The sequence below is a fragment of the Egibacteraceae bacterium genome (assembly GCA_040905805.1).
Taxonomy (GTDB): Bacteria; Actinomycetota; Nitriliruptoria; order Euzebyales; family Egibacteraceae; genus DATLGH01.
Genome location: JBBDQS010000166.1, coordinates 1 through 26,516, shown reverse-complemented (window position 1 = coordinate 26,516; position 26,516 = coordinate 1). Strand labels below are relative to the sequence as shown.

Annotated in this window: 31 protein-coding genes and 3 tRNA genes; 19 read left to right on the top strand and 15 right to left on the bottom strand. The window is 74.7% G+C overall.

The genetic code is table 11. From position 1 onward, the window contains the following. The first annotated feature begins 73 nt into the window (after window positions 1-73). The 3 genes from WD250_17760 (at window position 74) to WD250_17750 (ending at window position 2,544) form a co-directional block, all read left to right on the top strand. Entirely contained in the window at window positions 74-1,156 is a 1,083-nt protein-coding gene (locus tag WD250_17760) for a serine hydrolase domain-containing protein (GenBank protein MEX2622058.1), read from the top strand. Between the two features lie 294 nt (window positions 1,157-1,450). Then, window positions 1,451-2,179, top strand: coding sequence for a hypothetical protein (locus tag WD250_17755; GenBank protein ID MEX2622057.1), 729 nt, complete (start codon window positions 1,451-1,453; stop codon window positions 2,177-2,179). Next, entirely contained in the window at window positions 2,176-2,544 is a 369-nt protein-coding gene (locus WD250_17750; GenBank protein MEX2622056.1) for a DUF983 domain-containing protein, read from the top strand. Before WD250_17755 ends, WD250_17750 begins: the two co-directional genes overlap by 4 nt. Window positions 2,545-2,597: 53 nt before the next feature. Here WD250_17750 and WD250_17745 read toward each other — a convergent pair whose 3' ends face one another. Beyond that, window positions 2,598-3,329 carry a hypothetical protein gene (locus tag WD250_17745; protein ID MEX2622055.1) on the bottom strand — a complete coding sequence of 244 codons (732 nt, stop codon included), beginning with the start codon at window positions 3,327-3,329 and terminating at the stop codon, window positions 2,598-2,600. 535 nt (window positions 3,330-3,864) lie between these two features. Further along, the gene (locus WD250_17740; GenBank protein ID MEX2622054.1) at window positions 3,865-4,425 is read right to left on the bottom strand and encodes a Uma2 family endonuclease; all 561 of its coding nucleotides are present in this window, start codon (window positions 4,423-4,425) and stop codon (window positions 3,865-3,867) included. Between the two features lie 102 nt (window positions 4,426-4,527). Between WD250_17740 and purQ the strand changes: the two genes are divergently transcribed. Both purQ and purL read left to right on the top strand, forming a co-directional pair. Then, entirely contained in the window at window positions 4,528-5,214 is a 687-nt protein-coding gene (gene purQ, locus WD250_17735; GenBank protein ID MEX2622053.1) for a phosphoribosylformylglycinamidine synthase subunit PurQ, read from the top strand. Further along, window positions 5,211-7,448, top strand: a complete 2,238-nt coding sequence (gene purL, locus WD250_17730; GenBank protein MEX2622052.1) for a phosphoribosylformylglycinamidine synthase subunit PurL — start codon at window positions 5,211-5,213, stop codon at window positions 7,446-7,448. Before purQ ends, purL begins: the two co-directional genes overlap by 4 nt. Before the next feature lie 70 nt (window positions 7,449-7,518). On the opposite strand, the gene WD250_17725 is transcribed toward purL, so the two are convergent. Both WD250_17725 and WD250_17720 read right to left on the bottom strand, forming a co-directional pair. Next, window positions 7,519-8,034, bottom strand: coding sequence for a hypothetical protein (locus WD250_17725; GenBank protein ID MEX2622051.1), 516 nt, complete (start codon window positions 8,032-8,034; stop codon window positions 7,519-7,521). 122 nt (window positions 8,035-8,156) lie between these two features. Further along, complete coding sequence (locus WD250_17720) at window positions 8,157-8,342, bottom strand: hypothetical protein (protein MEX2622050.1); 186 nt, start codon at window positions 8,340-8,342, stop codon at window positions 8,157-8,159. Window positions 8,343-8,487: 145 nt separating this feature from the next. Between WD250_17720 and purF the strand changes: the two genes are divergently transcribed. Together purF and purM are read left to right on the top strand one after the other, a co-directional pair. Continuing rightward, a complete protein-coding gene (gene purF, locus WD250_17715; GenBank protein MEX2622049.1) occupies window positions 8,488-9,930 on the top strand; it encodes an amidophosphoribosyltransferase in 1,443 nt (480 codons plus the stop codon). Between the two features lie 16 nt (window positions 9,931-9,946). Beyond that, the gene (gene purM / locus WD250_17710) at window positions 9,947-10,978 is read left to right on the top strand and encodes a phosphoribosylformylglycinamidine cyclo-ligase (GenBank protein MEX2622048.1); all 1,032 of its coding nucleotides are present in this window, start codon (window positions 9,947-9,949) and stop codon (window positions 10,976-10,978) included. Here purM and WD250_17705 read toward each other — a convergent pair. Next, window positions 10,975-12,054, bottom strand: coding sequence for a Glu/Leu/Phe/Val dehydrogenase dimerization domain-containing protein (locus tag WD250_17705; protein MEX2622047.1), 1,080 nt, complete (start codon window positions 12,052-12,054; stop codon window positions 10,975-10,977). The two genes, purM and WD250_17705, sit on opposite strands and share 4 nt — an antisense overlap. 335 nt (window positions 12,055-12,389) lie before the next feature. On the opposite strand from WD250_17705, the gene WD250_17700 reads away from it, so the two are divergent. Then, on the top strand, window positions 12,390-12,596 hold the full coding sequence (locus tag WD250_17700; protein MEX2622046.1) for a BldC family transcriptional regulator: 207 nt from the start codon (window positions 12,390-12,392) through the stop codon (window positions 12,594-12,596). Window positions 12,597-12,657: 61 nt separating this feature from the next. Here the strand turns inward: WD250_17700 and WD250_17695 are convergent, their stop codons facing one another. The 3 genes from WD250_17695 to WD250_17685 all read right to left on the bottom strand — a co-directional run bounded on the left by WD250_17695 (window position 12,658) and on the right by WD250_17685 (window position 15,864). Then, entirely contained in the window at window positions 12,658-13,323 is a 666-nt protein-coding gene (locus WD250_17695) for a DUF4191 domain-containing protein (protein ID MEX2622045.1), read from the bottom strand. Window positions 13,324-13,402: 79 nt separating this feature from the next. Further along, the gene (locus WD250_17690) at window positions 13,403-15,307 is read right to left on the bottom strand and encodes a DUF2207 domain-containing protein (protein MEX2622044.1); all 1,905 of its coding nucleotides are present in this window, start codon (window positions 15,305-15,307) and stop codon (window positions 13,403-13,405) included. Next, complete coding sequence (locus tag WD250_17685) at window positions 15,304-15,864, bottom strand: LemA family protein (protein MEX2622043.1); 561 nt, start codon at window positions 15,862-15,864, stop codon at window positions 15,304-15,306. Before WD250_17685 ends, WD250_17690 begins: the two co-directional genes overlap by 4 nt. A gap of 196 nt (window positions 15,865-16,060) precedes the next feature. Between WD250_17685 and WD250_17680 the strand changes: the two genes are divergently transcribed. Further along, window positions 16,061-16,996 (top strand): M15 family metallopeptidase, encoded by a 936-nt coding sequence (locus tag WD250_17680; GenBank protein MEX2622042.1) that lies wholly within the window; start codon window positions 16,061-16,063, stop codon window positions 16,994-16,996. Window positions 16,997-17,017: 21 nt separating this feature from the next. On the opposite strand, the gene WD250_17675 is transcribed toward WD250_17680, so the two are convergent. From WD250_17675 to WD250_17655, 5 genes are all read right to left on the bottom strand, one after another. Then, window positions 17,018-17,194 (bottom strand): hypothetical protein, encoded by a 177-nt coding sequence (locus WD250_17675; protein MEX2622041.1) that lies wholly within the window; start codon window positions 17,192-17,194, stop codon window positions 17,018-17,020. Window positions 17,195-17,310: 116 nt separating this feature from the next. Next, a tRNA-Phe gene (locus tag WD250_17670) sits at window positions 17,311-17,383 on the bottom strand. 13 nt (window positions 17,384-17,396) lie between these two features. After that, a tRNA-Asp gene (locus WD250_17665) sits at window positions 17,397-17,474 on the bottom strand. Window positions 17,475-17,538: 64 nt separating this feature from the next. Beyond that, a tRNA-Lys gene (locus WD250_17660) sits at window positions 17,539-17,613 on the bottom strand. Window positions 17,614-17,679: 66 nt separating this feature from the next. Beyond that, window positions 17,680-18,093, bottom strand: a complete 414-nt coding sequence (locus WD250_17655) for a Fur family transcriptional regulator (protein MEX2622040.1) — start codon at window positions 18,091-18,093, stop codon at window positions 17,680-17,682. A 23-nt stretch (window positions 18,094-18,116) separates the two neighbouring features. On the opposite strand from WD250_17655, the gene mshD reads away from it, so the two are divergent. Then, the gene (gene mshD / locus WD250_17650; protein MEX2622039.1) at window positions 18,117-19,097 is read left to right on the top strand and encodes a mycothiol synthase; all 981 of its coding nucleotides are present in this window, start codon (window positions 18,117-18,119) and stop codon (window positions 19,095-19,097) included. A gap of 206 nt (window positions 19,098-19,303) precedes the next feature. Here the strand turns inward: mshD and WD250_17645 are convergent, their stop codons facing one another. Beyond that, complete coding sequence (locus tag WD250_17645; protein ID MEX2622038.1) at window positions 19,304-20,032, bottom strand: response regulator transcription factor; 729 nt, start codon at window positions 20,030-20,032, stop codon at window positions 19,304-19,306. 101 nt (window positions 20,033-20,133) lie between these two features. On the opposite strand from WD250_17645, the gene WD250_17640 reads away from it, so the two are divergent. The 8 genes from WD250_17640 (at window position 20,134) to WD250_17605 (ending at window position 24,558) form a co-directional block, all read left to right on the top strand. Beyond that, complete coding sequence (locus tag WD250_17640; protein ID MEX2622037.1) at window positions 20,134-20,547, top strand: MoaD/ThiS family protein; 414 nt, start codon at window positions 20,134-20,136, stop codon at window positions 20,545-20,547. Next, window positions 20,544-21,329 carry a hypothetical protein gene (locus WD250_17635; protein MEX2622036.1) on the top strand — a complete coding sequence of 262 codons (786 nt, stop codon included), beginning with the start codon at window positions 20,544-20,546 and terminating at the stop codon, window positions 21,327-21,329. Before WD250_17640 ends, WD250_17635 begins: the two co-directional genes overlap by 4 nt. A gap of 133 nt (window positions 21,330-21,462) precedes the next feature. Further along, the gene (locus tag WD250_17630; GenBank protein MEX2622035.1) at window positions 21,463-22,503 is read left to right on the top strand and encodes a helix-turn-helix domain-containing protein; all 1,041 of its coding nucleotides are present in this window, start codon (window positions 21,463-21,465) and stop codon (window positions 22,501-22,503) included. A gap of 14 nt (window positions 22,504-22,517) precedes the next feature. After that, window positions 22,518-22,817, top strand: coding sequence for a hypothetical protein (locus WD250_17625; GenBank protein ID MEX2622034.1), 300 nt, complete (start codon window positions 22,518-22,520; stop codon window positions 22,815-22,817). A 12-nt stretch (window positions 22,818-22,829) separates the two neighbouring features. Further along, a complete protein-coding gene (locus WD250_17620; GenBank protein MEX2622033.1) occupies window positions 22,830-23,171 on the top strand; it encodes a hypothetical protein in 342 nt (113 codons plus the stop codon). Between the two features lie 16 nt (window positions 23,172-23,187). After that, window positions 23,188-23,565 carry a DsrE family protein gene (locus WD250_17615; protein MEX2622032.1) on the top strand — a complete coding sequence of 126 codons (378 nt, stop codon included), beginning with the start codon at window positions 23,188-23,190 and terminating at the stop codon, window positions 23,563-23,565. A 98-nt stretch (window positions 23,566-23,663) separates the two neighbouring features. Then, window positions 23,664-24,098 carry a DUF4395 domain-containing protein gene (locus WD250_17610; protein ID MEX2622031.1) on the top strand — a complete coding sequence of 145 codons (435 nt, stop codon included), beginning with the start codon at window positions 23,664-23,666 and terminating at the stop codon, window positions 24,096-24,098. Window positions 24,099-24,126: 28 nt separating this feature from the next. Continuing rightward, on the top strand, window positions 24,127-24,558 hold the full coding sequence (locus tag WD250_17605) for a thioredoxin family protein (GenBank protein MEX2622030.1): 432 nt from the start codon (window positions 24,127-24,129) through the stop codon (window positions 24,556-24,558). A 167-nt stretch (window positions 24,559-24,725) separates the two neighbouring features. On the opposite strand, the gene WD250_17600 is transcribed toward WD250_17605, so the two are convergent. Further along, complete coding sequence (locus tag WD250_17600) at window positions 24,726-25,088, bottom strand: DsrE family protein (GenBank protein ID MEX2622029.1); 363 nt, start codon at window positions 25,086-25,088, stop codon at window positions 24,726-24,728. Window positions 25,089-25,498: 410 nt separating this feature from the next. Between WD250_17600 and WD250_17595 the strand changes: the two genes are divergently transcribed. Continuing rightward, the gene (locus tag WD250_17595; GenBank protein MEX2622028.1) at window positions 25,499-26,404 is read left to right on the top strand and encodes a hypothetical protein; all 906 of its coding nucleotides are present in this window, start codon (window positions 25,499-25,501) and stop codon (window positions 26,402-26,404) included. Window positions 26,405-26,516 lie beyond the last annotated feature (112 nt).

Here is a 26,516-nt window from a genome sequence, read left to right as displayed (position 1 = left end):
GAGATCCACAAGCTCCTGCGACGTCATCGGGCGTCGGCCTCCTGACCCTCAGCGATGCACTACCGTGACCGTCATGCGGTGTGCGGTCGGTGTGCTGGTCGGGCTGCTCGTCCTCGCAGCGGCCGGGTGCGACGGCACCGACGGGTCGGCCGACACCGACCGCCAAGCCGACACCGACGCGGCCTTCGCCGACTTCGACGAGACCACGCCTGGATGCGCTGTCGGGGTGTACCTCGAGGGCCACGTGGTCGTCGAGACCGCCCACGGTGCCGCCGATCTTCAGGCCGGCACACCGTTCACCGCCGACACCGTCATCGACGTGGCCTCGGTGTCCAAGCAGATCACCGCCGGTGCCGTCATGGGCCTGATCGTCGACGGCGATCTCGACTTGGACGACGACCTCACCGATTGGCTGCCAGACCTCGACATCACCCCCGGGACGGTGACTGTTGCCGACCTGGTCCACCACACCAGTGGGCTGCCCGACTATGTCGATCTGCTCGACGCCGAGCCGGAGGAGGTGACCACCGCCGTCGATGCCCTTTCCGCGCTCGAGGGGGTGGCTGTCCGGGATCCCGGCACCGTGTTCGAGTACTCCAACACCAACTACTTCCTGCTCGGCCAGCTCGTCGAATCGGTGACCGGACGGACCCTGGTCGACCACGCGGCTGACGCGGTGTTCGCACCGCTGGGCATGCTCGACTCGCGATATCGCGACGACCAGGACAGCACGCCACCGGGGGAGGCGGTCGGCTACTACGACGAGGGCGACGGCACCTTCGAGCCGGCGGTCAGCCGCTGGCGACAGACCGGTGACGGTGCGGCCCATACGACCGTGGGGGACCTGCTGCGGTGGGCGCGGGTGTTCCTGGATGCCCCGACCGCCCACGGGGTGGGATCCCCCGAGTGGCGCGAGTTGATGCTGACCCCAGGTCCGATCCCCGACGACGACGGCAGCCGCTACGCCGGCGGCATCAGCCTGTACGACGACGTGAACGGACGACCGGCGCTCTCCCACTCGGGCGGCTGGGTCGGGGTCAGCGCCCACCTGCAGATCCAACCGGACGACAACCTTGCCGTGGCTGTCGCCTGCAACATCGACGACCTCGACGCTGAGGCATTGGCCGAAGAGGTGGTGCGGGTGTGGACCGACTGACCCGCCGACGACGGAGGGCCCCGTGAACCCGCCGTCCGCCAGGTCGGCAACGGGATCGGCCACCGGAGCGACCACCAGCGCGACAACCGGATCGGCCGTAACCGGTAAAGGCTCGGCTCCCACGGGCCGACCAATAGGGAGATGACGGCAGCGCGAAAAGGGTGGGGGGCCGAAAGCTGATCGAGAAGTGCGGAACGCGAGTTCCGTGTACCTGCGGCTGGTGGAGTCCTACCGCGACGCTAGCGGTGGGCCGGGCGGCAGGCCGGGCGGAGGACGCGGATCTAGTCTGGGCGCATGATCCGTCCCGCCCCGCCCACCGACCCGTGGCGCAACGCGCCGGTCGGCGAGCTGGCCGAGCAGCTGCTGCCCCGCTGGTTCGTGGTGCTCGCCGTGGTGAGCGTGCCCGTCGCGATCGCGGTGTTCGTCACCGCCTTCGTCACGATGGGGTCCCCCGACGTCCCCGTGGCCGAGCGGCGCCCGCCGCCCGGGGCCGGGCTGACCCACGACGTCGGGGAGTACGCCGTCGGCGACGCCGAGCCCGTCGCCTGGGACGCCGAGGAGTGCCCGCTGCTCGCCGGCGTGCGCATCGCGGGGCACCGCGCGGACCTCGCCGTCCTGTCGGCCGGCCTCGACGCCCTGTGCGGCGCCGACCTGGACGGGGCGACAACGCAGCGGGTGCGCGCCTTCGCCGAGGCCGGCGGGATCGTGCGGTTCGCCGTGTTCGAGGCGACGGGGGTCGACTCGACCGCGGACCTCGACGGGCGGCGCATCCTCGTCAACGGCAAGTTCGCCCAGAGCCCCCCGGCGTGGATCGCGCCGCTGGTGGCCCACGACGCCACGCTGCTCGACCTGGACCCCGAGCAGGCGGAGGCGGCCTTGGCCGCGCGGCAGGCGGAGGCCGCGGTCTGCGACCAGCTCTTCGCCGGCGAGGACCGCCTGCCGAGCCGGGCGTGCGACGACGCCGCAGACGTGACGGACGCCGACGACCCGCTCGCGGCCCTGCAAGCGGCCGGCTACCGGTGACCAAGCTCGTCCGGGCCCTGCGCAAGCGCTGCCCCCACTGCGGTGCGTCGGGCATCTTCACGTCGTGGGGTCAGATGGCGGCCCACTGCCCCGGTTGCGGCTACACCTTCGAGCGCGAGGAGGGCTACTGGGTCGGGGCGATGATCGTGAACCTCGGCATGGCGCAGCTGCTGTTCGCGGTCATCCTCCTGGGGTCCATGATCCTGACCTGGCCCGATGTGCCGTGGGTGACGGTGGTCGTGCTGTCGGCCCTGGCGATGGTGGGGTTCCCGACGTGGTTCTACCCGCGGTCGAAGACGATCTGGGTGTGGGTGGACGCCACCGTCCACCCGTATACGCAAGAGGAGCGCGACTGGGAGCGGTGACGGGCCCTCCTTGGCCGTCGCGGGTCCGGCTGGCGGTGGTCGGGTCGGGGTGGTCAGGTGGTGGCGGGCTTGGCGGTGTCCCACGTCGCCCAGGCGTCGAGCAGCAACGCCGCGGCGTCCACGACGATCGGCTTGACCGCGTTGTCCGCACCGGGCCCGTCGTTGAGCCGGAGGGTCTCCACGACGAACTTGCTCTGCGCGGGCGTCACGCCGAGCAGGACCTCGTGGGTGATGCTCGCCACCTGCGTGTCGAACGTGTCGGCTTCACCGGCGGGGATGGCGGCACCGCGCGCCGCGGTCTCGGCGCAGACGGCCTGCAGCAGTCCCGCGATCCCCGGCCCGGTGGGCCACCCCAGCAGGTCGCACACCCGCTGGACGAGGCGGCCCTCGAGCTCCGCCGCCGCCGGACCGTCAGCGTGCACGTACTGCTCGAAGGTCGCGCCGAGGGCGGGCAGCGCCTCGGTCTGGTCGTCCGACGGACGGTCGGGCGCGGCGTCGGGGCGCTCCACGGGGGCCGGCGCCGGCGCGGGCTCCACCGTCGACGCCGCTGCCGGCGCGGGGTCGCGGGCGGGCGGCTCCTCGGGGGCGGGCGCCGGCTCGGGGCGCTCCACGGGTGCCACCGCCAGTGCGGGCCGCTCCTCGGGGACGGGTGCCGGCGCCGGCGCGGAGGCGGCGGGCGCGACCACCGCGGCGCGGGCCGAGCTGCGCCTCCTGGACCGGATGATCGTGCCGAGGACGCCCGCGAGGGCCGCGGCGCCCACGGCCAGCAGAATCAACGCCTTCATGGATCCCCCCACTCCAGAGCTCGGGCACCAGGTCCGCATACTCTGCCATACCACGGGCAGCACGGGCCATGGTCAGGATCCCATGGCGGTCGCTGCGCGACCCGCCACACCCGGCACACCGGAGAACCCCGTCCCCGCACGCTCTGGCGATGCACACTCAGGCACCGCGGGAGCGACCGGGCGCACGTCGGTGAACCCTGCGGCGTCCAGCAGCTCGGCGGTCTCCTCGGCCGAGGCGAACCGCACGGGGCGGCCCGGCGAAGGCGCCGGCGAACGCCGGGTCGGCGGCGACCTCGTCCACCACGGCCAGGACCGCGTCGAGGTTGCCTCGCCCCCCGCACTGCGCCACCAGCCGTCCCCCCGGCCGCAGGACGCAGGACGCAGGGCGACCAGCCGCGGGTGGTCGGGGAGCCAGTGGAACGTCGCCGTCGACAGGATCGCGTCAACGGGCGCGGGCAGCTCGAGCACCGCCCGGCCCCACGCCTCCTGCGGACCCGCCCCGCGGTGGCAGGTGGCGGCGTCCACTCGCTCGCGGTCACCCGAGCCCGAGCACGTCGTCCACCGCGACCCGGAAGCCCGGTGCGGCCGGCGTCGTGAGGTGCTCGCCGGACCCGAGCAGGGCGGGGGTGGCGTACCGGCGGTCCGTGCCGAGCCGGTACACCTCGACCCGGTCCGCGTCCCGGTCGACGTACCAGTACTCGGGGACGCCGTAGCGCTCGTAGAGGTCGCGCTTGCGCACGAGCTCCAGGCGCCGGGTCGACGGCGAGGAGACCTCGACCACGAGGTCCGGGGCGTCGCGGACGTAGCGGTCGCCGATCTGCTCGGCGTGCTCGGGGCGCAGGAAGACCACGTCAGGCTCGACGACGTCGTCGTGGGCGAAGTACACGTCGAGCGGCGCGACGTAGACCTTGCCGCCGTTCCGCTTCGTCCACGCCAGCAGGCCTGCGCCCAGCTCGAGCACCGCGTCCTGGTGCCCCGGCGCGGGCGCCGCATTCACGATGAGCTCCCCGCCGATGATCTCCCGGCGGTAGCCGTCGTCGGGGAACCCGGCGAGGTCGTCGTAGGTGTAGCCGTGGGTGGCCGGTGCCTCGGACATGGTCGCCTCCGCGGGGTCATGCGTCGACCGTCGGCCCAGGATACGCCCGGTGGGGCGATCACACGGCGCCTGTGGACGGACCCTGCCGCTACGATGGCCGCCATGCGCATCGGCGTGGTGACCTTCCCCGGCTCGTGCGACGACCGCGACGCCGCCTACGCGCTGGAGCTGGTCGGCGCCGAGCCGGTGCGCCTGTGGCACGGCGACGCCGACCTCGCCGGGGTCGAGGCGGTCGTGCTGCCGGGCGGGTTCACCTACGGCGACTACCTGCGCACCGGGGCGCTGGCGCGCTTCTCGCCGGTGATGGGTGCGGTGGCCGGGTTCGCCGGCCGGGGCGGGCCGGTGCTCGGCGTCTGCAACGGCTTCCAGGTCCTGTGCGAAGCGGGCCTGCTGCCCGGCGCGCTGACCCGCAACGTGGGTCTGCGCTTCGTGCACCGCCGCCAGCACGTGCGCGTGGAGGCGGTCGGAGCGTGGACGGCGGGGATCGCGCCGGGCACGATCCTCGACATCCCGGTCAAGCACGGGGAGGGGCGCTACGTGCACCCCGATCCCGACGGCTTGGCCGCCGCCGGTCAGGTGCTCGCCCGCTACTGCCACGCCGACGGCACGGTCGACGACGGGGCCAACCCCAACGGCAGCGTGGCCGGCATCGCCGGGGTCACCAACGCCGGGGGCAACGTCGCCGGGCTGATGCCCCACCCCGAGCACGCCGTGGACCCGCTGCTCGGCTCGACCGACGGGGCCCGGCTGCTCCGGGCCGCCCTGGCGCGCATCACGGCCCCGGCGTGAGCGCCGTCCCGGTCCCCGCGCCCGACCCCCGCCTGCTCGCCAAGGAGCTCGGGCTGACCGACGACGAGTACGACCGCGTCGCCGACACCCTCGGGCGGGAGCCGTCCACGGCGGAGCTCGGCACGTACTCGGTGATGTGGTCCGAGCACTGCTCGTACAAGTCCTCGCGCATCTACCTGCGGGGCCTGCCGACGCAGGGCCCGGAGATCCTCGTCGGCCCCGGCGAGAACGCCGGCGTGGTCGATGTCGGCGGTGGCCTGGCCGTCACGTTCAAGATCGAGAGCCACAACCACCCGAGCTTCGTCGAGCCCTTCCAGGGCGCGGCCACCGGTGTGGGCGGCATCATCCGCGACATCCTGACCATGGGCGCGCGGCCGATCGCCCTGCTCGACGCGCTGCGCTTCGGCGACCCCGCGGACGCGACGACCCGCTGGGTGGTCGACGGGGTCGTGCGCGGCGTCGGGCACTACGGCAACTCGATCGGCGTGGCCACCGTCGGCGGCGAGACGGCCTTTGACCCGTGCTACGCCGGCAACCCGCTGGTCAACGCGCTGTGCCTGGGCGTCCTGCCGGCCGACCGCATCCAGCTGGCGCGCGCCGAGGCGCCCGGGGACATCGCGGTGCTGATCGGCCAGCGCACCGGCCGCGACGGCATCGGGGGGGCGTCGGTGCTGGCGTCGGCGGAGTTCGGCGCGGGCGGCCTGGCCGACGCCAAGCGCCCGAACGTCCAGGTCGGCGACCCCTTCGCCGGCAAGCTGCTCGTCGAGTCCTGCCTGGAGCTCTACGAGGCCGACCTGCTGTCGGGCATCCAGGACATGGGCGCGGCGGGGATCGCCTGCTCGACGGCCGAGATGGCCTCGGCGGCCGGGATGGGCATGCGTGTCGACCTCGACCGGGTGCCGCTGCGCGAGCCGTCCATGCAGCCCTGGGAGATCCTCTGCTCGGAGTCCCAGGAGCGCATGCTCGCCCTGGTGTCGCCCGACCAGCTGGCCGCGGTGCTCGCCGTCTGCGCGCGCTGGGGCGTGGACGCCACCCCCATCGGCGAGGTCACCGACGGCGACCGGCTGGTGTTCACCTGGCGCGGCGAGGTCGTGCACGACGCGCCCGCCGCCTCCCTGGCCGACGACGGCCCGGTGTACACCCGCCCGGTGACCGACTGGGTCCACCCCCACGCCGGCGTCGACGTGGACGGCGAGGATCCGCCGGCCGACCTGCACGCCGTGGCGCTGGCCGTGCTGGCAAGCCCCAACGTGGCCAGCGCGGCGTGGGTCTACGAGCAGTACGACGCGATCGTCGGGTCGGGGACGGTGGCCGGCCCCGGCGCGGACGCCGCCGTCATCCGCCTGCCCGGCGGCGACGGGCGCGGCGTGGCCCTGAGCACCGACGGCAACGGCCGGTGGTGCGCGCTGGACCCCGCCGAGGGCGCGCGGCTGGTGGTGGCCGAAGCCGCCCGCAACGTCGCCTGCGCCGGTGCCCGGCCGGTCGCGGCGACCAACTGCCTGAACTTCGGCTCGCCCGAGCGCCCCGAGATCATGGGCCAGTTTCGCGACACGATCGCCGGCATGGGCCAGGCGTGCGCTGCCCTGCGCACCCCGGTCACCGGCGGCAACGTGAGCTTCTACAACGCCACCGGCACCGCGGCGGTGCACCCCACGCCGGTGATCGGGGTGCTCGGCCTGCTCGAGGACGTGGCGGGCGCCGTGCCCTCGGCCTTCGCCGCAGCGGGCGACGCCGTCGTGCTGATCGGGGCGCCGACCCGTCCCGGGCTGGGCGGCTCGGAGTACGTATGGACCACGTCGGGGCGGGTCGCCGGTCGACCCCCCGCGGTCGACCTGGACCAGGAGCGGGCGCTGCACGAGCTGCTCGTCGACGCCGCCGCGCGGGGCCTGCTGACCAGCGCCCACGACGTCAGCGTCGGCGGGCTGGTGACCAGCCTCGTCGAGTGCTGCCTGCCCGGGGGCCTCGGCGCCGCCGTCGCCGCCGAGGAGACCGTGCCCGCCCACCAGTGGCTGTTCAGCGAGTCGCCCTCGCGGGTGGTCGCGAGCGCGCGGGCGGGCGACCTCGACCGCCTCGCCGAGCGGTGCGCGGCGCGGGGCGTCGCGCTGCGCCGGCTCGGCCGGGTCACCGCCGAACGCGTGCTGGCGATCGACGGGATCGTGTCGCTCGACCTCGACGCGGTCGACGCCGTGCGCCGCGACGCCCTGGCGGGCGCCCTCGGCCTCGGCGGCGCCTGACCGCCACCCCGGATCCCACCGCGGTGTGCGGTCTGCGGTCCCTCACGCGGGGGTCAGGACCGCCCGGGGATCAGGACCCGCCACCACCCGGGGGGGTCGACGTGCCGCTGGTCGGGACGCCGCCCGCCTCCGGCATCGGCTCGGACGCCGACTCGTCGGGCAGGCGGGGATCGGTGGCCCGCTCGACCCCGGCGAGCACGGTCTTGCGGTTCTTGTTCGCCGCCTCGTGCTCGTAGAGCCGGCCGAGCTCGTCGGTGGACAGCTCGGGGATCACGGCGAGCACCTCCGCGGCGGTGCCGGCCGCGAGCTCCTCGACGTGGGTCTCGTCGGTGCGCGCACGGGTCGGGACCTGCGGCACCGGTTCGGTCGGGGGCGTGCGGACCGCGCCGCGCGCCGCCGCCCGGTCGGGGGTCGGGGTGGGCCCCTCCTGCCCGGCCCGGGCGCGCCCATCACCGCCGGCGGGCGGCGGGTCGGGTCGCACCCGCCCGGCGACCTGGTCGGCCAGGCGCGAGCCGACCGCCATCGCCTTGGCGGCCGCCGCCAGCGCGGTGGAGGCGGTGGCGCGAGCCAGCACCGCGGCCCTCACGCCGCACCCCGCGACCAGCTCGGGCGAGTGCTGCCGGCGCGTACCAACGGGTCGTGCGGTGCCATGGCGTCCTCCTGGCCATCGGTGCTCCAACCATGCAGGTACCCGGCTGGGGGAAGGGGCTAACCCGCGACCGCTGCCGCGCCGGGCCGCCCGGCCGGGGTCGCCGGCCCGCTGTCCACGCCGCCGCCGAGGCGCCCGAGCAGCAGGGCGGCGACCACCACCACGGCGAGCATCACCGCCTTGCGACCCCAGCGGGCGGCCCGGGACGGACCGTCGGGTTCGGGCGCTCGGGCGTCGTCAGCCATCGTCGCGGCCGAGCCTAGCGCCTGCCGCAGCGCCCGCCGACGGGCCGTAGACTGGCCACGTGACCTTGCTCCCGCCCGATCCCCTGCAACCCGGAAACCGGTGGCTGTCCATGACCCTCACCCCCCGCAGCGGTCCGGCTGGCACGTGACCGAGCCCCGCACCGGCGCCCGCGACGAGTGCGGGGTCTTCGCCGTGTTCGCTCCCGCCGAGGACGTCGCGAAGCTCTGCTTCTACGGCCTCTACGCCCTGCAGCACCGCGGCCAGGAGTCGGCGGGCATCGCCGTGTCCGACGGCCAGCGCATCCTGGTCACCAAGGAGATGGGCCTGGTCAACAAGGTCTTCGACGAGGCGCGCCTGGCGGGCCTGCACGGTCACCTGGGCGTCGGACACGTGCGGTACTCGACCACGGGCTCGTCGACCTGGGACAACGCCCAGCCGGCCTTCAAGGTCACCCCGAGTGGCGGGGCGATCGCCCTGGGCCACAACGGCAACCTCGTGTCGACCGGCCACCTCGCCGCCGAGCTCGGCGTGGCCGGTGAGGCGTGCACCACCGACTCGGAGCTGTTGACCACCCTGCTGGCCAGCGCGGACTCCACCTCCCTGGAGGGGGCCATCATCGACGTCGCGCGCCGGCTGCACGGCGCGTTCTCGGTGGTGGTCATGGACGAGACCACCATCTACGGCTTCCGCGACCCCCACGGGGTGCGGCCCCTGGTCATCGGGCGCCTGCCCCGCGGCGGCTACGTGCTGGCGAGCGAGACGTCGGGCCTCGACATCGTCGGGGCGCACCTGGTCCGCGACGTCGAGCCCGGTGAGCTCGTGGCCGTCGACGCCGACGGGCTGCGCAGCCGCCGCTTCGCCGACGCCACGCCCGCCCTGTGTGTCTTCGAGTACGTCTACCTGGCCCGCCCCGACCACCGGGTGGCCGACCTCGGTGAGCGCTCCGGCACCACGAGCGTGTACGCGGCGCGCCACCGCATGGGCGAGCTGCTCGCCGGCGAGGCCCCCGTGGACGCCGACCTCGTGATCCCCGTCCCCGACTCGGGCACCGCCGCGGCGGCCGGTTACGCCGAGGGCGCCGGGATCCCCTACGGGGAGGGGCTGGTCAAGAACCGCTACGTCGGGCGGACCTTTATCGAGCCGTCCCAGCCGGTGCGCGAGCTCGGCATCCGCCTGAAGCTCAACCCGCTGCGGGACATGATCGAGGGCCGGCGCCTGGTCGTGGTCGACGACTCGATCGTGCGGGGCAACACGTCACGCCAGCTGGTGGCGATGCTGCGCCAGTCCGGCGCCGCTGCGGTCCACCTGCGCATCACCTCCCCCCCGGTGCGCAACCCCTGCTACTACGGCGTGGACATGGCCACGCGCGCCGAGCTCGTGGCCTCGGGCCTGACCATCGAGGAGATCCGCGACTTCGTCGGCGCCGACTCGCTGGCCTACCTGTCGCTGGACGCGCTGGTGGCCGCCACCGGCCGGCCCGCGTCGAGCCTCTGCCGCGCCTGCTTCGACGGGCAGTACCCGATCCCGGTGCCCATGGAGCAGCCGAGCCGTGTCCCCCAGCCCGCCCTCTTCACCGAGCTGGCCTGAGCGTGGCGGCCGCGCGGTGAGCGAGGAGCGGCCGACCTACGCGGCAGCCGGCGTCGACCTCGACGCGGCGGAGGCCGCGGTGGCCGCCATCAGGCCCCACGTGGAGCGCACGCGCCGGGCCGAGGTGCTCGATGCGATCGGCGGGTTCGGCGGGCTGTTCGCCCTCGACACCCGCCGCTACAAGGATCCGGTGCTGGTCAGCGCCACCGACGGGGTCGGCACCAAGCTGGAGATCGCCCGGGCCCTGGACCGCCACGACACGATCGGGCTCGACCTGGTCGCGATGGTCGTTGACGACCTCGTGGTGCCGGGTGCGGAGCCGCTGTTCTTCCTCGACTACCTCGCGGTCGGCCGGCTGGACCCCGCCCACGTCGAGCAGGTCGTCGCCGGCATCGCCGAGGGCTGCGCACAGGTCGGTTGCGCCCTGGTCGGCGGGGAGACGGCCGAGCATCCCGGCGTCATGGCCCCCGGGCAGTACGACGTGGCCGGCTTCGGGGTCGGCATCGTCGACCGTCCACGCCTGCTCGGCCCGGACCGCGTCCGCCCGGGGGACGACGTGGTGGCCATGACCTCCACGGGCCTGCACGCCAACGGCTACTCCCTGGCACGACGTCTCGTCGCCGGCCTTGACCTGCACGCCGACCACGGCCTGACGGTGCAGACGCTCGGCGAGGCCCTGCTGCGCCCCACGCGCATCTACGCCCCCCACTGCCTGGCCCTGGCCCGCGCCACCGAGGTGCACAGCTTCTGCCACGTCACCGGCGGTGGCATCCCCGGCAACCTGCCCCGCGCCCTGCCCGAGGGGCTGGGCGCGGTCGTGGACACCACCACCTTCACCCCGCCGGCCATCTTCGGGCTGCTCGCCGAGCACGGCGACGTCGCGCCCGCCGAGATGTGGCGGGTGTTCAACATGGGCGCCGGCATGCTGGCGACGGTGCCCGCCGGCAAGGACGCGGTCGGGCTCCTGGCGGACCGGGGGATGGACGCCTGGGTCTGCGGCCAGGTCACCGACCGCCCCGGCGTGCACCTCGCCGGCCTGTCGCCCTAGGTGCCGTCGGGCAACCAGAACCCGCGGAGGCGACCGACCGCGGCCATGCGCCGCTCGGCGTAGTGCTCGGCGGCCGCGGCGGTGGAGCAGCCCTCCTGCGCCGCCACCGCGAACACGTCGTGCAGCCGCCCGGCGATGTCCTCGACGTGGCGGCGGGCCCGCTCGACGCGGTACCCGCCGGGGTGCAGCTCGTCGGCGACCTGGATGAGCCCGCCGGCGTTGATGACGTAGTCGGGGGCGTACAGGATGCCGGCGTCGGCGAGCGCGTCCCCGTGGCGTTCGTCGGCGAGCTGGTTGTTGGCCGCGCCGGCGACGATCGCGCACGCCAGGTCGGGCAGCGTCTCGTCGTCGATGACCCCGCCGAGCGCGTTCGGGCTGAAGACGTCGGCTGGCACCGCGTGGATCGCCTCCGCCGGGACCACCGCCGCCCCGACCCGCTCCGCGCAGGCCTCGGCGGCGGCGGTGTCCACGTCGGCCACGGTCAGCGTGGCGCCGGCCTCGGCCAGGAGCGCGGCGAGCCGGCGCCCGACCTTGCCCACCCCCTGGATGGCCACGTGGCGGCCGCCGAGGGACGCGGATCCGTAGACCCGCTCCACGCACGCCCGGATGCCGACGAACGTCCCGTAGGCGGTCAGCACCCCCGAGTCCCCCGACCCGCCCTGCGCCTCCTCCATGCCGGTGGCCCACCGGGTCTCCCGGCGCACCAGGGACATGTCGGCGGGCGCGGTGCCGACGTCGCACGCGGTCACGTAGCGCCCGCCGAGGGACTGCACGACCCGGCCGTAGGCCCGCAGGAGCGCTTCGGTCTTGTCGACGCCCGGGTCGCCGATGATCACGGCCTTCCCGCCGCCCAGGTCCAGGCCGGCGCACGCCGCCTTGTACGCCATCGCCCGGGACAACCGCAGCACGTCCACGAGCGCGTCGCGCTCCTCGGTGTACGGGTAGAACCGGGTCCCGCCAAGCGCCGGTCCGAGCGCGGTCGAGTGGATCGCGATGATGCAGCGCAGCCCCACCTCGCGGTCCTGGCCGAACACCACCTGCTCGTGACCGTCGAGCAGGTCGAAGGGTCCCGCCACCGTGTTCGCTCCTTCCCGCCGTCTGGCCCCACCACCACCCGCGCCGCGCCCCCCCGCGCGGTTTGGGGCCCGATGGTCGAAGTGCCCCCGGGCGTGGGGTATCCTACCCCCCCGTCCGGGGGGTATCGTTGGTCCCGGCCTTAGTGGGCAGTAGTCTAGCTTCTGCCGGAACGTGATACTCTGACCATGATCGCTATGTGCGTGTTACACTTTGCGAGAGGCAGGAAAAGGGTCGCATTTTGGGACTCGACCTGCAAATGCTGACCAAGCGGCGATGGACCGCTTTGGGCCCAGACCACGCCCAGCCAACGAGCACCGCCCAAAGGAGGTCCGGTATGCCGAAGATGACGAGTCCGGATGAGGAGTTGCTGACGCCCTCGGAAGTGGCCAAGCTGTTTCGTGTGGACCCGAAGACGGTCACGCGCTGGGCGAAGGCCGAGAAGCTCTCGTCGATCCGCACGCTGGGCGGCCACCGCCGCTATCGGGCGTCGGAGGTGCACGCGCTGCTGAACGGGCAGGGCTCCGAGCCGGCGACCGAGTAGGCGCGGGACGAGTAGCCGCGGGAACGGTGCCGGCCGGGGGGTGGTCGGCACCCGACCGCGTCTACTGACGGCGCTTGCCGCGGGGCATCGGGCCTTTGGGCAGAGGCACCTCGCGGTCACCGAGCGCCCGCAGCCGCCGGTCGATCTCGGGGATGTCCCGGGTCCGCACGACCCGCTTCATCTTGGTCAGGTGGGCCTGCAGCTTGCCCAGGGGGACCTGGCCCTCCCCGTCACCGACGGCGACCTCGTGGACAGGGGTGTCGCCCACGACCCGGGCGGCTTTGCGGGCCTCCTGCTTCAGCAGTGACCGTACCCGCGCCACCGCGCCCTCCCCCACGAGCACGACGCCCGGGCGGCCCACGACGCGGTGCACGAACGCCTGCTTGCGCGTGAACGCCACCGCGGGGGTCACCCGCCACTTGCCGCGCATGGTCTGGAGCACGGCCGCGGCCGCCCCCGGTTGACCCTCGATCGAGCCGAGCATCGCCTTGGAGGCCCGCCGCCCGAACACCACCAGGGCCGCCAGGAGCGCGAACAGCACCCCGACGATCGTCCCGGTGATCCACCGCCCCGCCAGTCCGCCGAGCCCGATGCTGACCGCGAGCACGACGAGGGGCACCCCGACCATGAGGGGCACGAGGCGCGGGTCGGCCTGGCGGGTGTTCGTGAACGCCTGGCCCAGCTGGGACAGGCGGTTGGTGAACGACGCGAAGCGCTCGGAGGCCATAGCGCCATCCTAGAGGGGCGGGCGCGCGCGCCAGCGCGCACGGCACGGGCCACCAGCGCCGCGCCGCCGGCAACGGCGACTACCAGGAGCCGCCTCCGCCGCCGCCACCGCCGCCGCCCGAGGAGCCGCCGCCGCCCGAGCCGCTGCTCGACGGCGTGGTCGCCAGTCCGGACCCGACGGTGTTGGAGAAGCTCGACAGCCCCGACGACAGCGAGCCGAGGTCCCGGTGCCCCGACGAGGAGACGTACCAGGCCGCGGCCCCGGTCGTCATCGCGGCCGCGCCGAGATGCGCGAACGCCGACGCCCACCGGTCCACCTCGCCGAACACGATGGCGTAGGGCAGATAGGCCTCGAACAGGTTCTCCTGCTCGGCGAACTCCATGCGCCCGGCCTCGGCGGTGGCGATGAACTCCCGGAACCCGAGGGTGTCGACGAGCATGCGGCTGCCCGCGGGCGTGCGGTGGGGCATCCAGCGGTGGGCCACGAGCAGCGCGGCGGCGGCCAGCACCAGCGGCACGACGGCCAGCGCCACGCTGGTCCACAGCGCCGCGGCGACCAGCAGCCCGACCGCGACGAGCACCGCGAGGATGCCCACGGCGATCCACGCGCCGCGGGTCTTCGCGGGGCTGCGGGTGAACCACCCGCGGCTGACGGCGTCGGCGTACAGCTGCTTGCTGGCCTGCTGGTACTCCGACGAGAACGAGCCGGTCAACGCCGACATCTCCACGCTCGAGCCGGTCTGGAACAGCCCGGTCAGCAACGTGCGCTCGAAGGGCAGGAGGCCGTCCTCGGGCTTGTCGGTGCGCGTCAGGGTCCAGTCGGTGCGCTTGCGGATGCGCCCGGTGGTGCTCTCCTCGATGGTGAGGTAGCCGCGCACGGCGAAGTCGACGATCGTGGCGCTGATGTCCACCGGGTCGACACGCTCGTCGACGATCACCCCGAGCTGTCCGGGGCGCAGGTTCTCGGGCGGGCGGTACTGGACGGTCACCGGGCGCGGCGAGAACAGTCCCCGCCGGGCGGGCTCGGCGCCGTCGCCGGCCTCCCCGTGGTCGGGCCGCCCGTCCACGGTCATCCCGCCGCGGGTCACCCGGTCGCGGCCCCGGCGGTAGGCGAGCACGCCGACGCCGCCGAACCCGAGCAACGCGGTCAGCCCGGTGAGCGGCACGGCCGCGGGGCTGCCGGTGAGCGCATGCCCGAGGTCCCACTGCTCGACGAGGATCGGCTCGCCGACGTCGACGGTCCCGCGCGGGAAGCCGACCGCGACCGTCATCCCCTCGCCCGCCTCCAGCCGGCCGGTGGCGAAGCCGACGCTGGTCTCCGGCTCGGCCATGTCCAGCTGCTCGGCGCAGGCGTCAGTCGACCCCCGGGGGCCCTGGTAGCAGGCCGCCCGGGCGATGGGCTGGCCCCGGACGACCACCCGAGCGGCCAGGACGGGCACGGGCCACTCGTCGCCTGTGGCGTTCCAGTTGAGCTCGTCGACCTCCTCGAAGGCGTTGAGCGCGCCGGCCACCTCGTAGCTGATGTGGTAGGTCTGCTTGCCCGTGACGGTGACGTCGGGGTCGCCGATGCGGATGCGCAGGTTGTGCTCGCCGAAGCGGTTCGGGCGGGTGATCTCGGTGTCCGCGGGCGCCGTGGAGGACACCGCGATGTCGGAGATGTCGAAGGCCCGCACGTGCCGGTCGGGATCGGTCCCCTCGTCCAGCAGGAGCTGCTCCTCCTGCGCGGACAGGTCGTAGCGGGCGGGGATGACCCGGAAGATCCCCCGGCGGCGCAACGAGAAGAAGTCCACCCCGATCTCCTCGGTGACCGCGATCGTGCCGTCCGCGCGCACGTCGACCACCACGTCGAAGGACTCGATCACCCACCCGGTGTCGTCCTGGGCACCGGCCGGTCCGGCCGTGGCCGCCGCACCCGCCACGGCCAACGCGGCGGCCACGACCAGCCCGAGCAGTCGGGGCGCGCGGCGCCGGGCACTTCTGGTCACGAGCGGAACTCCGTGGTGGGGGCCTGGCGCGCCTCGCCCTCGGCCTTGAAGTACTCCGCGGCCCCGAAGCCGAGCGGCCCGGCGACCAGCAGGGTCGGGAACCGTTGGACAGCGGTGTTCAGCTGCTCGACCAGCGCGTTGTAGTAGCGGCGGGCGAACGAGATGTCCTCCTCCAGGGTCACCAGGTCGCGCTGCAGGGCCAGGAAGTTGTCGCTGGCCTTCAGGTCGGGGTAGGCCTCGGCGACGGCGAACAGCTGCTGCAGCGCCCCCTCCAGCACGTCGTCGGCCTGCCCCGACTCCTGGGGTCCGTGGGCCTCGACGATGCGGGTGCGAGCCTCGGCGACCGAGGTGAGCAGCTGCTGCTCGTGCACCTGGTAGCCCTGCACCGTCTCCACCAGCTGGGGCACGAGGTCGGCGCGGCGGGTGAGCTGCACGTCGATGCCCGCCCAGGCCTCCTCCGTCTTGTTGCGCGCGGCGACGAGCCGGTTGTAGGTGATCCCGAGCCACACCAGCGCCAGCACGGCCACCACGGCCACGCCGGCAACCCAGACTCCCACGACCATCCGCCTCCCGCCGGCGCGTCCCCGGCTGCGCGTCGATGCGGCGTCCCGCCCCCACGCCCAGCCGCCCGCCAATCCTACGCGCCCGGGGCGGGCGGGGGGAAGGGCCGGGCGGGCGGGGGGAAGGGCACGCCGGGGCGCGGGCTGGCGGACCGGGGCTGCGGGGCCGGGCACCGGCGATACCGTTGGGGCGATGCCCTCCCTCTTCACCGTGCTGGCCCTGTGCGCCTGTCTCGCCCTGGCAGCGTGCGCGGAGTCGGCCCCCGCCGTCGACCCCGTGGCACGCCAGGACGCGGCGGCGCCCGACCGAGCGGATGTGCCCGACGGGGCCGCTGCGCCCGACGGGGCCGCGCTGGACAGGGCCGCCGGCGAGGGCGCCACCCCCGACCCCGCGACCGGCCCCGGCGCGGGCCCGTCCGCGGTGGTGGCCGCACGGCCGCTGTGGCTCGGCACCCGGGTCCTGCCGCTGCGGCCCGACGGCTTCGGCGAGATCCAGCCCACGCCACCGGAGCTGGACGACCGTCGTCTGCCGCCGCCCGCCGACGACCTGCCGCCGCCCGGCGAGGCGTTCGCCGCCACCGTCGAGACGGTGCCCGGCGCGGTCGCGGCCCGCTCGACGTGGTCGCCGGCGTGCCCGGTGGCCCTGGAGGACCTGCGCTACCTGACCGTCACGTTCTGGGGGTTCGACGCGCGCCCCCACACCGGCGAGCTGCTGGTGCACGAGCGCGTCGCCGACGCCATGGTCGACGTCTTCCGGGCCATCTACGACGCCCGCTTCCCCATCGAGGAGATGCGGGTGATCACCGCGGCCGACCTCGACGCCCCGGCCACCGGCGACGGCAACACCACCACCGCCTTCGTGTGCCGCTCCACGGTGTCGTCGGGCTCCTGGTCCCAGCACGCCTACGGCCTGGCGGTCGACATCAACCCGTTCCACAACCCCTACGCCCGCGACGACGTGGTCGTGCCCGAGCTGGCCTCCGCCTACGTCGACCGGGGGCGTCACCGCCCCGGGATGATCCAACCCGGCGACGCCGTCACCCAGGCCTTCGCGACCCTCGGGTGGCCCTGGGGCGGCGAGTGGCGCAGCGCCAAGGACTGGATGCACTTCTCCCACAACGGCCGGTAGCGCCCCTCCCGGGGGCGCCTGCTACCAGGGCGGCTGGGTGAGCACGACCACGAACGCCCCGACGCCCATCAGCAGCACGATCGTGACCGCGATGAACCCCAGGAACGCGCGCTCGGGGTCCACCGGCCGCTCGGGCAGCGGGTCCTCGTCGAAGGCGTCGAACACGCCGTCGTCGGTGTAGATCTGCGGGTAGGTCATGGCAGAGCCGCCCCCTCGTCGATGCCGGCGCGCAGCATACTGTGCTGGCGCGCCGCCCGTCACGCCGACGGCGGGATCCCTGGCGGGCCGACGCCGCGCCTCGCCGGGATCTGCGGTGGTCAGGGGCGGGGTCGAACCGCCGACCTCTCGATTTTCAGTCGAGCGCTCTACCAACTGAGCTACCTGACCGGGCGGTGGGATGTGGCGGACCTGACGGGATTTGAACCCGCGACCTTCACCTTGACAGGGTGACGAGCACTCCTAGCTGCTCCACAGGTCCATCGGTGGTTCGTCAAGCGGTGCTACACACAGCGGTGGGACGTCGAGACCGGTGCTGGATCGGCTGGTAGGCCGTGCAGGACTCGAACCCGCTCCGCCGGATTAAAAGTCCGGAGCTCTACCCGTTGAGCTAACGGCCCTGGGGATAGAGCAGCCTACCTCGCGGCGGGGCGCCTTCGCAGTGTACCGATATGCGCTGTCCCACGCTAGCGCGGGGCGCACCCGCCGCAGACCCCGTGCACGACCAGGTCGACCCGCTCGGGGCTGAATCCGTGGCTGCCCGACAGGTGGGTGCGCACCTCCTGCACGAGCGGACCCCGGTGATGGGTCACCGTCCCGCAGATCCGGCACACGAGGTGGAACTCGTCGTCGGGGTGGGCCAGCTCCCAGTGGGCCTTGCCCTCAAGGAGGCGCACCTCCTTCACGAGGTCCAGCTCGGCCAGCAGCGCGAGGGTCCGGTAGACGCTGGCCAGGTTGAACTCGGGGAGCACGTCGGTGACCGCCACGTGGATGTCCTCGGCGGTCAGGTGCCGGTCGGCGCGGCGCAGCGCATCCCACACCAGCTGGCGCTGGGGGGTGAGCCGGTAGCCGGAGCCGCGGAGGCGGTGGGCGACGTCCATACCCGCATCGTACGCTGCAGGCCATGGTGCGCATCGAGGTGGCCGCGACGCTCGACCACGCGGTCGTCGACCGGGTGCGCGCGCTGCTCGACGACGTCACGCGCCTCGAGGGCCACCCGCCGGTCGGCGAGCACAAGTACGCCCACCTCGCGGCGGGCGCTACCGACTGGACCGGGGCGCTCGCCTACGACGGCGACGTGCTCGTCGGCTACGCCCACATCCGCTGGAACGCCCCGGGCGCCCGGCCCCGCGCAGCGGCCGAGGTGGTGGTGCGCCCCGACCGCGCCGACTGCGAGCAGCTGGCGTTGCGCCTGCTCGACGCGACCCGGGCGCTGGTGGCGCGCACGGGCGGCGGCCTGCTGTACCTGTGGGTGCGCCACGTCACCGATGCCCGCACGACGCTGGCCGCGCGGGCCGGCTTCACCGTGCAGCGCGAGCTCCTGCTCATGACCCGCAAGCTGCCCGACCGTCCGGCGGTCCCCACCCCGCCCGAGGGCGTGGTCCTGCGCACGTACCGGCCCGGCGAGGACGACGACGAGGTGCTGCGGGTCAACAACGCCGCGTTCGCCGAGCACCCCGAGCAGGGCGGGTGGGACCGGGCCATGCTGGCCGAGCGCCGCGCCCTGCGCTGGTTCTCGGCGGAGGGGCTCATCCTCGCGTGGCGCGGGGCTGACCTGCTGGGCTTCCACTGGACCAAGTGGCACGGCCACGACGCCGACGAGGTCCCCGACGCCGCCCACGAGCCCGTCGGCGAGGTGTACGTCCTGGCGGTCGACCCCGCGGCCCAGCGCCTCGGCCTCGGGCGCACGCTCCTGGCCGCGGGCCTGGCGCACATGCACGACCGCGGCTGCCGCCAGGCGATCCTCTACGTCGACGCCGCGCACCACGGCCCGGTCGCGCTCTACCGGTCGGCGGGCTTTGCGACCGACCACATGGAGGTCTGCTACGAGGAGCAGGTGCCCCCGGCGGTCGCCGCACCCGACGACCTGCTGCGACCCGCCTGAGGCCCGGCGACGTGGCCTGGCGGGCCACCACCGCCGGGTCAGGATTCCATGGCGGTCGCTGCGCGACCGCCACACCCGGCACAGCAGAGAATCGTCCTCGCAGGCTCGGAGCGATTCACGAGTCAGGATTCCATGGCGGTCGCTGGGCGACCGCCACACCCGGCACAGCAGAGAATCGTCCTCGCAGGCTCGGAGCGATTCACGAGTCAGGCACCGGGCGCGTCCGGTTCCTCGTCGTCCGGGTCGTCGTCCGGTTCGCCGCTGTGCCCGGCGGCGCCCTGGGGATCGAGCTTGTAGCCCACGCCCCGCACGGTGCCGATCAGCTGCTCGTACTCGGCGCCGAGCTTGGCCCGCAGCCGGCGGATGTGCACGTCCACGGTGCGGGTGCCGCCGTAGTAGTCGTAGCCCCACACCTCCTGGAGCAGCTGGCCGCGGGTGAAGACCCGGCGGGGACGGGCGACCAGGAAGCGCAGCAGCTCGAACTCGCGGTACGTGAGGTCCAGCGGCCGCCCGCGCAGCCGGACGATGTAGGTGTCCTCGTCGATGGTGAGCTCCCCGACGCTCTCGGTGCGGCCTCCGACGTCCTGGTGGGACCGGTCGGCCAGCAGGCGCAGGCGGGTCTCCAGCTCCGCCGGCTGCGCCGACGGCGCGAGGAAGTCGTCGAAGCCCCAGCTGGACTTGACCGCCGCCAACCCCGCGTCGGCCACGACCAGCAGCACCGGGCGGGCGCGCTCCGCCGCCGCCGCGGCCCGGCACACCTGCGAGGCCGCCGCGAGGTCCGCGGTCGCGTCGACGACCACGACGTCGGCCGACCCCTGGGTGTCTAATGACTCGGGCGCCAGCCTGGCCGCGGCCACCGTGTGGTCGAGGAACTCCAGGGCCGGCAGCAGGGACTTGCCCGCACCGGGGACCTCGGACAGGACGAGCAGGTGCACCCGGGCTCCCTCCTGCGGCAGGCCAGCGTCATCGATGCTAGCGCAGCAGGCCGGTACGGTTGGGCCCATCGAGCCGACGGACACGGGAGGAGAGGGCGGCGGTGGCGGTGCGAGTACGGTTGTTCGCCGCGGTGCGCGACGCTGCCGGCACGTCGGAGACCACGGTCGAGCCGGGCCCGCTCCCGGCCGTCCTGGACCAGCTGCGCGACCGGTACCGCGAGCCCTTCCCGGCCAGGCTGGCGGTGTGCACGGTCCTGGTCGACGGCGACCCGGTCGGCCGCGACACCGCCGTCGAGGTGGCCGACGGGTCGGAGATCGCGCTGCTGCCACCGTTCAGCGGCGGGGGCGGCGGGGGCGCCACGCCCGCCACGCCCCGACCCCGCCGTGAAGGCCGCGGGGGCGCCACGCCCGCCACGCCCCGACCCCACCGTGAAGGCCGCGGGGGCGCCACGCCCGCCACGCCCCGACCCCACCGCGGAGCCCGCCGTGGAACCTGGCGTGGAGCCCGCCGGTGACCGCCGTGCCGGTGACCGCCGTCCCGGTGGGCGCGGTGACGGGGCTGGCCGCGGTCATCGCCCTGGTCGCCGGACCCCGGCCGTTCGCCGTCGTCGTGGTGGTCCTGGCGGTACTGCTGCTGGTGGACCTCAGCAGCGTGCTGGGCAGCGCCGGCCCCCGCCCCGTCGTGCTGGCGGCGGCCATCCCGGCGGTGGGCCTGCCCGCGCTGGTCGCCCTGCGTCCCGAGCAGGGCTGGACCGCCACGCCCGACCTCGTCGCGGGCGGGGTGCTCGCCACGTTCCTGGCCATGCTGGCCTTCGGGCGGCGCCATGACGTCACCGACGTGCTGGGGGCCACGGCGCTGGCCGGGCTGGTGGTGGGGCTCGGCGCGGGGGGCCTGCTGCTCCTGCGGTCCCTGCCGGACGGCTTCCGGTGGGTGCTCGGCGTCGTGCTGGCGGTGGTCGTGGTCGAGGTGGCCCGCCAGGTCGCCACCGCCCGCATGGACGCGACCGCGGGCGCGGGCGCGACGGTGGCCGCGGCCTTCGTGACCGGCGGGCTGCTGCTCACGGTGGGCGCCCCGCCCTTCACCCTGACCAGCACCGCCGGGGTGACCGCGGTGGCGCTGGTCGCCACGGCCGCCGCGGGACTGGTCCGCGAGGCGCTGGACGACGCCCTCGCCGCCTGGCGCGCCGACGGGGGCGCCGGGCTGCCGCGGGGCGCGGGCGTGCTGACCACCGTGGCGCTGCCCGTGCTGCTCGCCGCCCCGGCCGCGTACGCCCTGGCCCGCCTGACAGCGGTGTAGGGTTTACATCGTTCCCACTACCATGCGACCTTGGAGCGGGCGTCGATGGCGTGATAACACTGGTGAGGTCAGTGCAAACCCCGACCCGCCCTACCCGACCCGCCCTACCCGACCCGCCACCAGAGGAGCGACCGTGACCGCCGCCGGGTCCACCGCACTTGTCGAGCGGCCTGTCGCCCGGCGCCGCGCCGTGAGCGTCTCACGGGCCCTCGGCTCGTCGACCCGCGCGGGGATCTACGAGCACCTGCAGGAGGCCGAGGCCGCGCTGACCGTCCGCGACGTCGCCGACGCGTTCGACCTGCACCCGAACGTCGCCCGCACGCACCTGGAGACCCTCGCCGACGCCGGCCTGGTCGGGGTGGGCCTGCGCAAGCACCCCCGCGGCGGCCGTCCCGCCAAGCTCTACCAGGCCCGCGCCGACGTGGACGGCGTCGACCCGGGCGCCACGGACGGCGTCGGCGGCACCGCGTGCGCGGCCATGCTCGTACGCCTGCTGGCCGGGCTGCTCGACGGCGCCCCGGCCGCCAACGGGCGCGGCGTGCCCCTGACCACCCGGGCGCACGAGTCCGCGGCGTCCGAGGCCCGCCGACTGGTGCTCGCCGCCGAGGGCGCCCCGGCGCCCTCCGACGCCGACCGCACCCTCGAGGACCGCGCTTCCGCGGCGCTGCGCGCGTTGAGGGCGCTGGCCCCCGACGCCAGGGTCGTGAAGGCCGGTCGGGACTGGGTGGACATCGTCGGGATCTCGGGGACCTTCTCGCTGCTCGGCCCCGGCCGCCCGGAGCTGGCCGAGGTGCTCGAGCGCGGGCTGGTCTCCGGCGCGCTGGCCGCGGTGGGGGTGCCGGTCACCCTGTCCGAGGCCGACGAGGCCCCCGGGCGGGGTCGCACCTGGCGGGCGCGGGCGAGCGCCCAGGCGGGGGGGCGCCCGGCGGTCCAGCCCGTCGACCGCGTCGACGTGCGCGGCCAACCCCGCGAGAAGGGCGTGGTACGGGCGATGCGCGCGGTGACGGGGCTGCAGGCAGGGGAGGTCCTGGAGGTCATCGCCGAGGGCCCCGGCTCCCCCGCGGCCTTCGCCCGCTGGGCCGACCGGGCCGGCCACCAGCTGCTCGGTGTCGAGCGGGCTGCCGACGCCACCGACCGCCCCGGGATCCGCCTGCTGATCCGGAAGGGGCAGTGACGGTGCACCACGCCATGCTCGTCTCGCGCGACCCGCGGTGGGCGCTGGACCTGGCCCGGGCCTGGGTGGGTGCCGGGGACACCGTCACCGCCGTGCTCCTCGACCGCGCCGCCGCACTGGCCCGGCCCGGACACGCCGACGCGTCCGCGGTCGCCGCGGCGCTGGGCGCCGGGGTGGCGGTCAGCGTCCACGACGACGCGCTGCGCCGCCGTGGGCTGGTCGGCGACGCCGTCACGCCGGGCTGCAAGACCATCGACCTCGACGAGATCGCCGACCTCGTGGCCGACGGGGCCGACCGGGCGGTGTGGCTCTAGATGGCCCGCACCATGGCACTGGTCCTCACCGGGGGGGTCACCAGCGAGCGCACCGCCACGGCCCTCAAGCTGGCCGAGCGGGTCCTCAACCGCGGCCACCGGGTGACGGTCTTCGCCCACGACGACGCGACGGCGCTGTCCGCCGGCTCCGGGGAGGTCGCCGAGGCGGTGGCTGCCCTGCTGCGCCGCGGCGTCCACGGCGGCACCCTCGACTGGGTCGTGGACAGCGGGGCGGGGCGGCGCCTCGGCGTCGTCGACCGCCAGGCCCCCGGCGTCGTCGCCGGCGACCACGCCGACCTGTGGGCGTTCGTGCGCACCGCCGACATCGTGCTCTCCGCCGGCGGTGCGCCGTGACGGCGGGGGGACGGCCATGACCCGGCGGGTGGTGAGCATGCTGCAGGGCGTCGCGGGGGCGCTGCGGCCCACCGAGCCCGCCCTGGAGGCCAACGCCTACGCCGTGGCCGAGGACGTCGAGCTCACCCTGGTCCTGCGCGGCCCCGCCGTCGAGCTGGCCCTGTCGGGCGGCGAGGTGCGTCCCGGCGAGCTCGCCGGGGTGGCCCTGCCGCCCGCCGCCAGCGCCCAGGACCTGCAGGGCCTGATCGAGAGCGGCGTCGAGGTCATCGTCGCCGCCGACGAGCTCGACCGCCTCGGGCTCGCCCCCGCCGACCTCGTGCCCGGCGTGACCGTGCGCGACCACCAAGCCCTCGCCGAGGCGCTGCGCACCGCCGACGCGCTGATCGGCTGGTAGCGACCCCGCCACGACCGCTGACCGACGCATGTGACCGACCCAAGAGTAGGACCTCTGACCGACGCATGTGACCGACCCAAGAGTAGGAGCGACACCCGATGGAGATCGACGTCCGCGGTCCGCGGTTCTCGGCCGCGCTGACCTTCCTGGTGCTGGCGGCCGCGTTCGCGGCCCAGTCCACGGTGCTCTTGGCCGTCCAGGTGGCGGTCTTCGCCGTGTCCGCCCTCGCCGGGCTGCGCTGGTCGCCCTACGGCAACCTCTTCCGGCTCCTGAAGCGCCGCCTCGACTGGGGGCCGCCCCCGGCGACCGAGCCGGAGGCGGGGCCCCGGTTCTCCCAGCTGATGGGGCTGCTGTTCACCGGGGCCGGGCTGGCCGCGGTGCTGGCCGGAGCGAGCGTCCTCGGCTGGGCCCTGGTGCTGGTCGTGGTGGCCCTGTCGGGGTTGCTCGCCGCGACCGGCCTGTGCGTCGGCTGCGAGATGTACGCGATCGGCAGGCGCCTGGTCGGCGGGTCGCGCACGGAGAGCCGGGCATGACGGTGGCGACGCTGCAGGGGGTCACCCGATGACCGAGCTGGCGATCCTCGCCGTCGTCGTCGCCGCGACGGCGGCTGCCGCACTGTGGTGGCGCGCCCGCGACGGGCGGGTCCGCGCGGTCACCGACCGGTTCACCGAGGCCGAGCTCGCGGCGCTCGGCGCACCGTCCGGCCGCCAGCTGCTCGTCGAGTTCACCGCTCCGTCGTGCGCACCATGCGTCACGGCCCGCCGCGTGCTGGACCAGACGGTCGCCGACCGCGACGACGTCACCGTCCGCGTCGCCGACGTCGCCGAACAGCTCGACCTCGCCCGCGCCCACAAGGTGCTGCGCACCCCCACCACCTTCGCCGTCGCCCCCGACGGTCTGGTCCTGGGACGCATCGCCGGCGTGCCCGACCCGGCCGACGTCACGGCCCTGCTCGACCGCGGCGAGGTCCGCACCCGCCGTCGCGCCGCATAGGCCCCCCGCCCCCGCACCGCATAAGGCGCCCGCCCCCGCACCACCGAGCCGGCGCGGACCCCGATCCCACCTCCGACTCCCACCTCCGACCGGGGTGCAACCGCGAGTAACCCGAGTTCTGGCAGGGTTACTCGCGGTTACCCCCGGCGATCCCCCGCTCAGTTCAGTCAGTACACCAGGGCGGTCGCGCCGGGGGCGGTGGCGAGCTCGACGAAGCGGGCCGAGCCGGCCATCTCGGTGCCGGGGCGGAAGTCGGCCTGCGCCAACCCGCGGCGGGTCGCGCACGGCGTGCAGACCGTGACGGTGCCGCCGGCGTAGAGCGCGTCGAGCAGATCGGTGATCGGTGGGGCCTCGGCCAGCTCGAGCTGCAAGGCCACCGACTCCTGGGCGAGCCCCACGCCCTCCACCGCCAGGAAGAGGTGGACGCCGATGCCGCTGGCCAGCGCGACCGCCCCCACGTTGCAGCCGATGTGCGCTCGCTCGGGGTCGTCGAGCGCGTGCGTGATCTTGACGACGAGGCTGCGTTCCATGCCCCAACGCTAACGCCACCGGCCGGGCGCGGTCGCCGGCCGCGGGGCACGGCCGCAGAACGAGGACCGCCCGGGCCCTTGCGGGCCCGGGCCGTTGGTGCCCGGGGCGGTCAGCATCCTGCACTCGTCGTCTCTGTCACGTCCCCGGGGATCGCGTTCGCGAGGCCGGGTGGGCGGGCGTGACCAACTCCCACGGACGGAAACGAGCGGGCGACGAGTTGGTATTCGCTAGGCATCACGGTGTATCGGTCGGGATGCCTGACAGACCGAGTGAACCTAGCGGCTCATCACCTCAACGGTCACGTAGCAACTATCAGAAATCATGTGCTGGGACCACCTCCTTTCCGTCGTGCGGCCAGAATGCCACCCCATCTCACGCGAGGCAATGACCACGCCCATACAGTGGGAGCATGACCCACCTGATCGACGAGACCGCCGTGGTGCGCCTGCCCGCCGGGGTGGTGCGGGTGACCGGCCCGGACCGCCTGTCCTACCTGCACACGCTGCTCAGCCAGCATCTGGCCGAGGCCGCTCCCGGGACCGTCGAGGACTTCCTGTACCTGGACGCGAAGGGCAACCCCCAGGCCGCCGGGCGCGCCGTGGTGCACGCCGAGCACGTGCTGCTCGTCACGCCGGCGGAGGTCGCCGCGGACCTGGCCGCGTCGCTGGAGAAGTTCAAGTTCATGACCCAGGTCGAGTCGGTGGACGCCAGCGACGAGTTCGCCCTCGCCAGCGTGCGCGGCCCCGAGCCGGTGGCGCTGACGGGCGCCCGCGACGAGCCCATGACCGCCGTCCCCCACGGGGGCGGCCTGGTGATCCGCGACCGGTCGGGGGGCGTGGACCTGCTCGGCCCCGGCGAGTGGATCGACGAGCGCGTCGCCGGACTCGGCCTGCCCGAGGCGAGCCTCGACGACTGGGAGGCCTGGCGCATCCACGCGGGCGTGCCCGGCTGGGCGACCGAGATCTCCACCGGGCGCCGCGCCCAGGAGCTCGGGCTGCTGCCCACCCACGTGCACCTGCAGAAGGGGTGCTACCCCGGGCAGGAGTCCATCGCCAAGATCTACAACCTCGGCCGGCCCCGCCGTGCGCTCGCGGTCGTCGAGTTCGACGGCCCCGTCCCCGCCGGCGCCACGGTGGACACCGACGGCAAGCCCGGCACGGTCACCAGCGCGGCGTCCACCGGCGCCGGCGCGGTGGCCCTGGCGCTGCTGCCCGTCGACCGCGAGGGCCGGGCACCCGGCGAGGTCGCGGTGGACGGCACCAGCGGACGCGTGGTCCACAAGGTCGGCGAGGGCCAGCCCATCCCCGGCGCCTGACCCCGCGCCGACGCGTCACCCGACCCGCGCCAGCCCGTCACCCGACCCGCGCCGACGCGTCACCCGACCCGCGCCAGCCCGTCACCCGACCCGCGCCAGCCCGTCACCCGAC

What these genes read in the sequence shown, in the direction of transcription:
- WD250_17760 (MEX2622058.1), top strand. Translation starts at nt 74, where the DNA reads ATGCGGTGTGCGGTCGGTGTGCTGGTCGGGCTGCTCGTCCTCGCAGCG.
- WD250_17755 (MEX2622057.1), top strand. Translation starts at nt 1,451, where the DNA reads ATGATCCGTCCCGCCCCGCCCACCGACCCGTGGCGCAACGCGCCGGTC.
- WD250_17745 (MEX2622055.1), bottom strand. Translation starts at nt 3,329, where the DNA reads ATGAAGGCGTTGATTCTGCTGGCCGTGGGCGCCGCGGCCCTCGCGGGC.
- WD250_17740 (MEX2622054.1), bottom strand. Translation starts at nt 4,425, where the DNA reads ATGTCCGAGGCACCGGCCACCCACGGCTACACCTACGACGACCTCGCC.
- purQ (MEX2622053.1), top strand. Translation starts at nt 4,528, where the DNA reads ATGCGCATCGGCGTGGTGACCTTCCCCGGCTCGTGCGACGACCGCGAC.
- WD250_17720 (MEX2622050.1), bottom strand. Translation starts at nt 8,342, where the DNA reads ATGGCTGACGACGCCCGAGCGCCCGAACCCGACGGTCCGTCCCGGGCC.
- WD250_17700 (MEX2622046.1), top strand. Translation starts at nt 12,390, where the DNA reads ATGCCGAAGATGACGAGTCCGGATGAGGAGTTGCTGACGCCCTCGGAA.
- WD250_17695 (MEX2622045.1), bottom strand. Translation starts at nt 13,323, where the DNA reads ATGGCCTCCGAGCGCTTCGCGTCGTTCACCAACCGCCTGTCCCAGCTG.
- WD250_17680 (MEX2622042.1), top strand. Translation starts at nt 16,061, where the DNA reads ATGCCCTCCCTCTTCACCGTGCTGGCCCTGTGCGCCTGTCTCGCCCTG.
- WD250_17675 (MEX2622041.1), bottom strand. Translation starts at nt 17,194, where the DNA reads ATGACCTACCCGCAGATCTACACCGACGACGGCGTGTTCGACGCCTTC.
- WD250_17655 (MEX2622040.1), bottom strand. Translation starts at nt 18,093, where the DNA reads ATGGACGTCGCCCACCGCCTCCGCGGCTCCGGCTACCGGCTCACCCCC.
- mshD (MEX2622039.1), top strand. Translation starts at nt 18,117, where the DNA reads ATGGTGCGCATCGAGGTGGCCGCGACGCTCGACCACGCGGTCGTCGAC.
- WD250_17625 (MEX2622034.1), top strand. Translation starts at nt 22,518, where the DNA reads ATGCTCGTCTCGCGCGACCCGCGGTGGGCGCTGGACCTGGCCCGGGCC.
- WD250_17620 (MEX2622033.1), top strand. Translation starts at nt 22,830, where the DNA reads ATGGCACTGGTCCTCACCGGGGGGGTCACCAGCGAGCGCACCGCCACG.
- WD250_17615 (MEX2622032.1), top strand. Translation starts at nt 23,188, where the DNA reads ATGACCCGGCGGGTGGTGAGCATGCTGCAGGGCGTCGCGGGGGCGCTG.
- WD250_17610 (MEX2622031.1), top strand. Translation starts at nt 23,664, where the DNA reads ATGGAGATCGACGTCCGCGGTCCGCGGTTCTCGGCCGCGCTGACCTTC.
- WD250_17605 (MEX2622030.1), top strand. Translation starts at nt 24,127, where the DNA reads ATGACCGAGCTGGCGATCCTCGCCGTCGTCGTCGCCGCGACGGCGGCT.
- WD250_17600 (MEX2622029.1), bottom strand. Translation starts at nt 25,088, where the DNA reads ATGGAACGCAGCCTCGTCGTCAAGATCACGCACGCGCTCGACGACCCC.
- WD250_17595 (MEX2622028.1), top strand. Translation starts at nt 25,499, where the DNA reads ATGACCCACCTGATCGACGAGACCGCCGTGGTGCGCCTGCCCGCCGGG.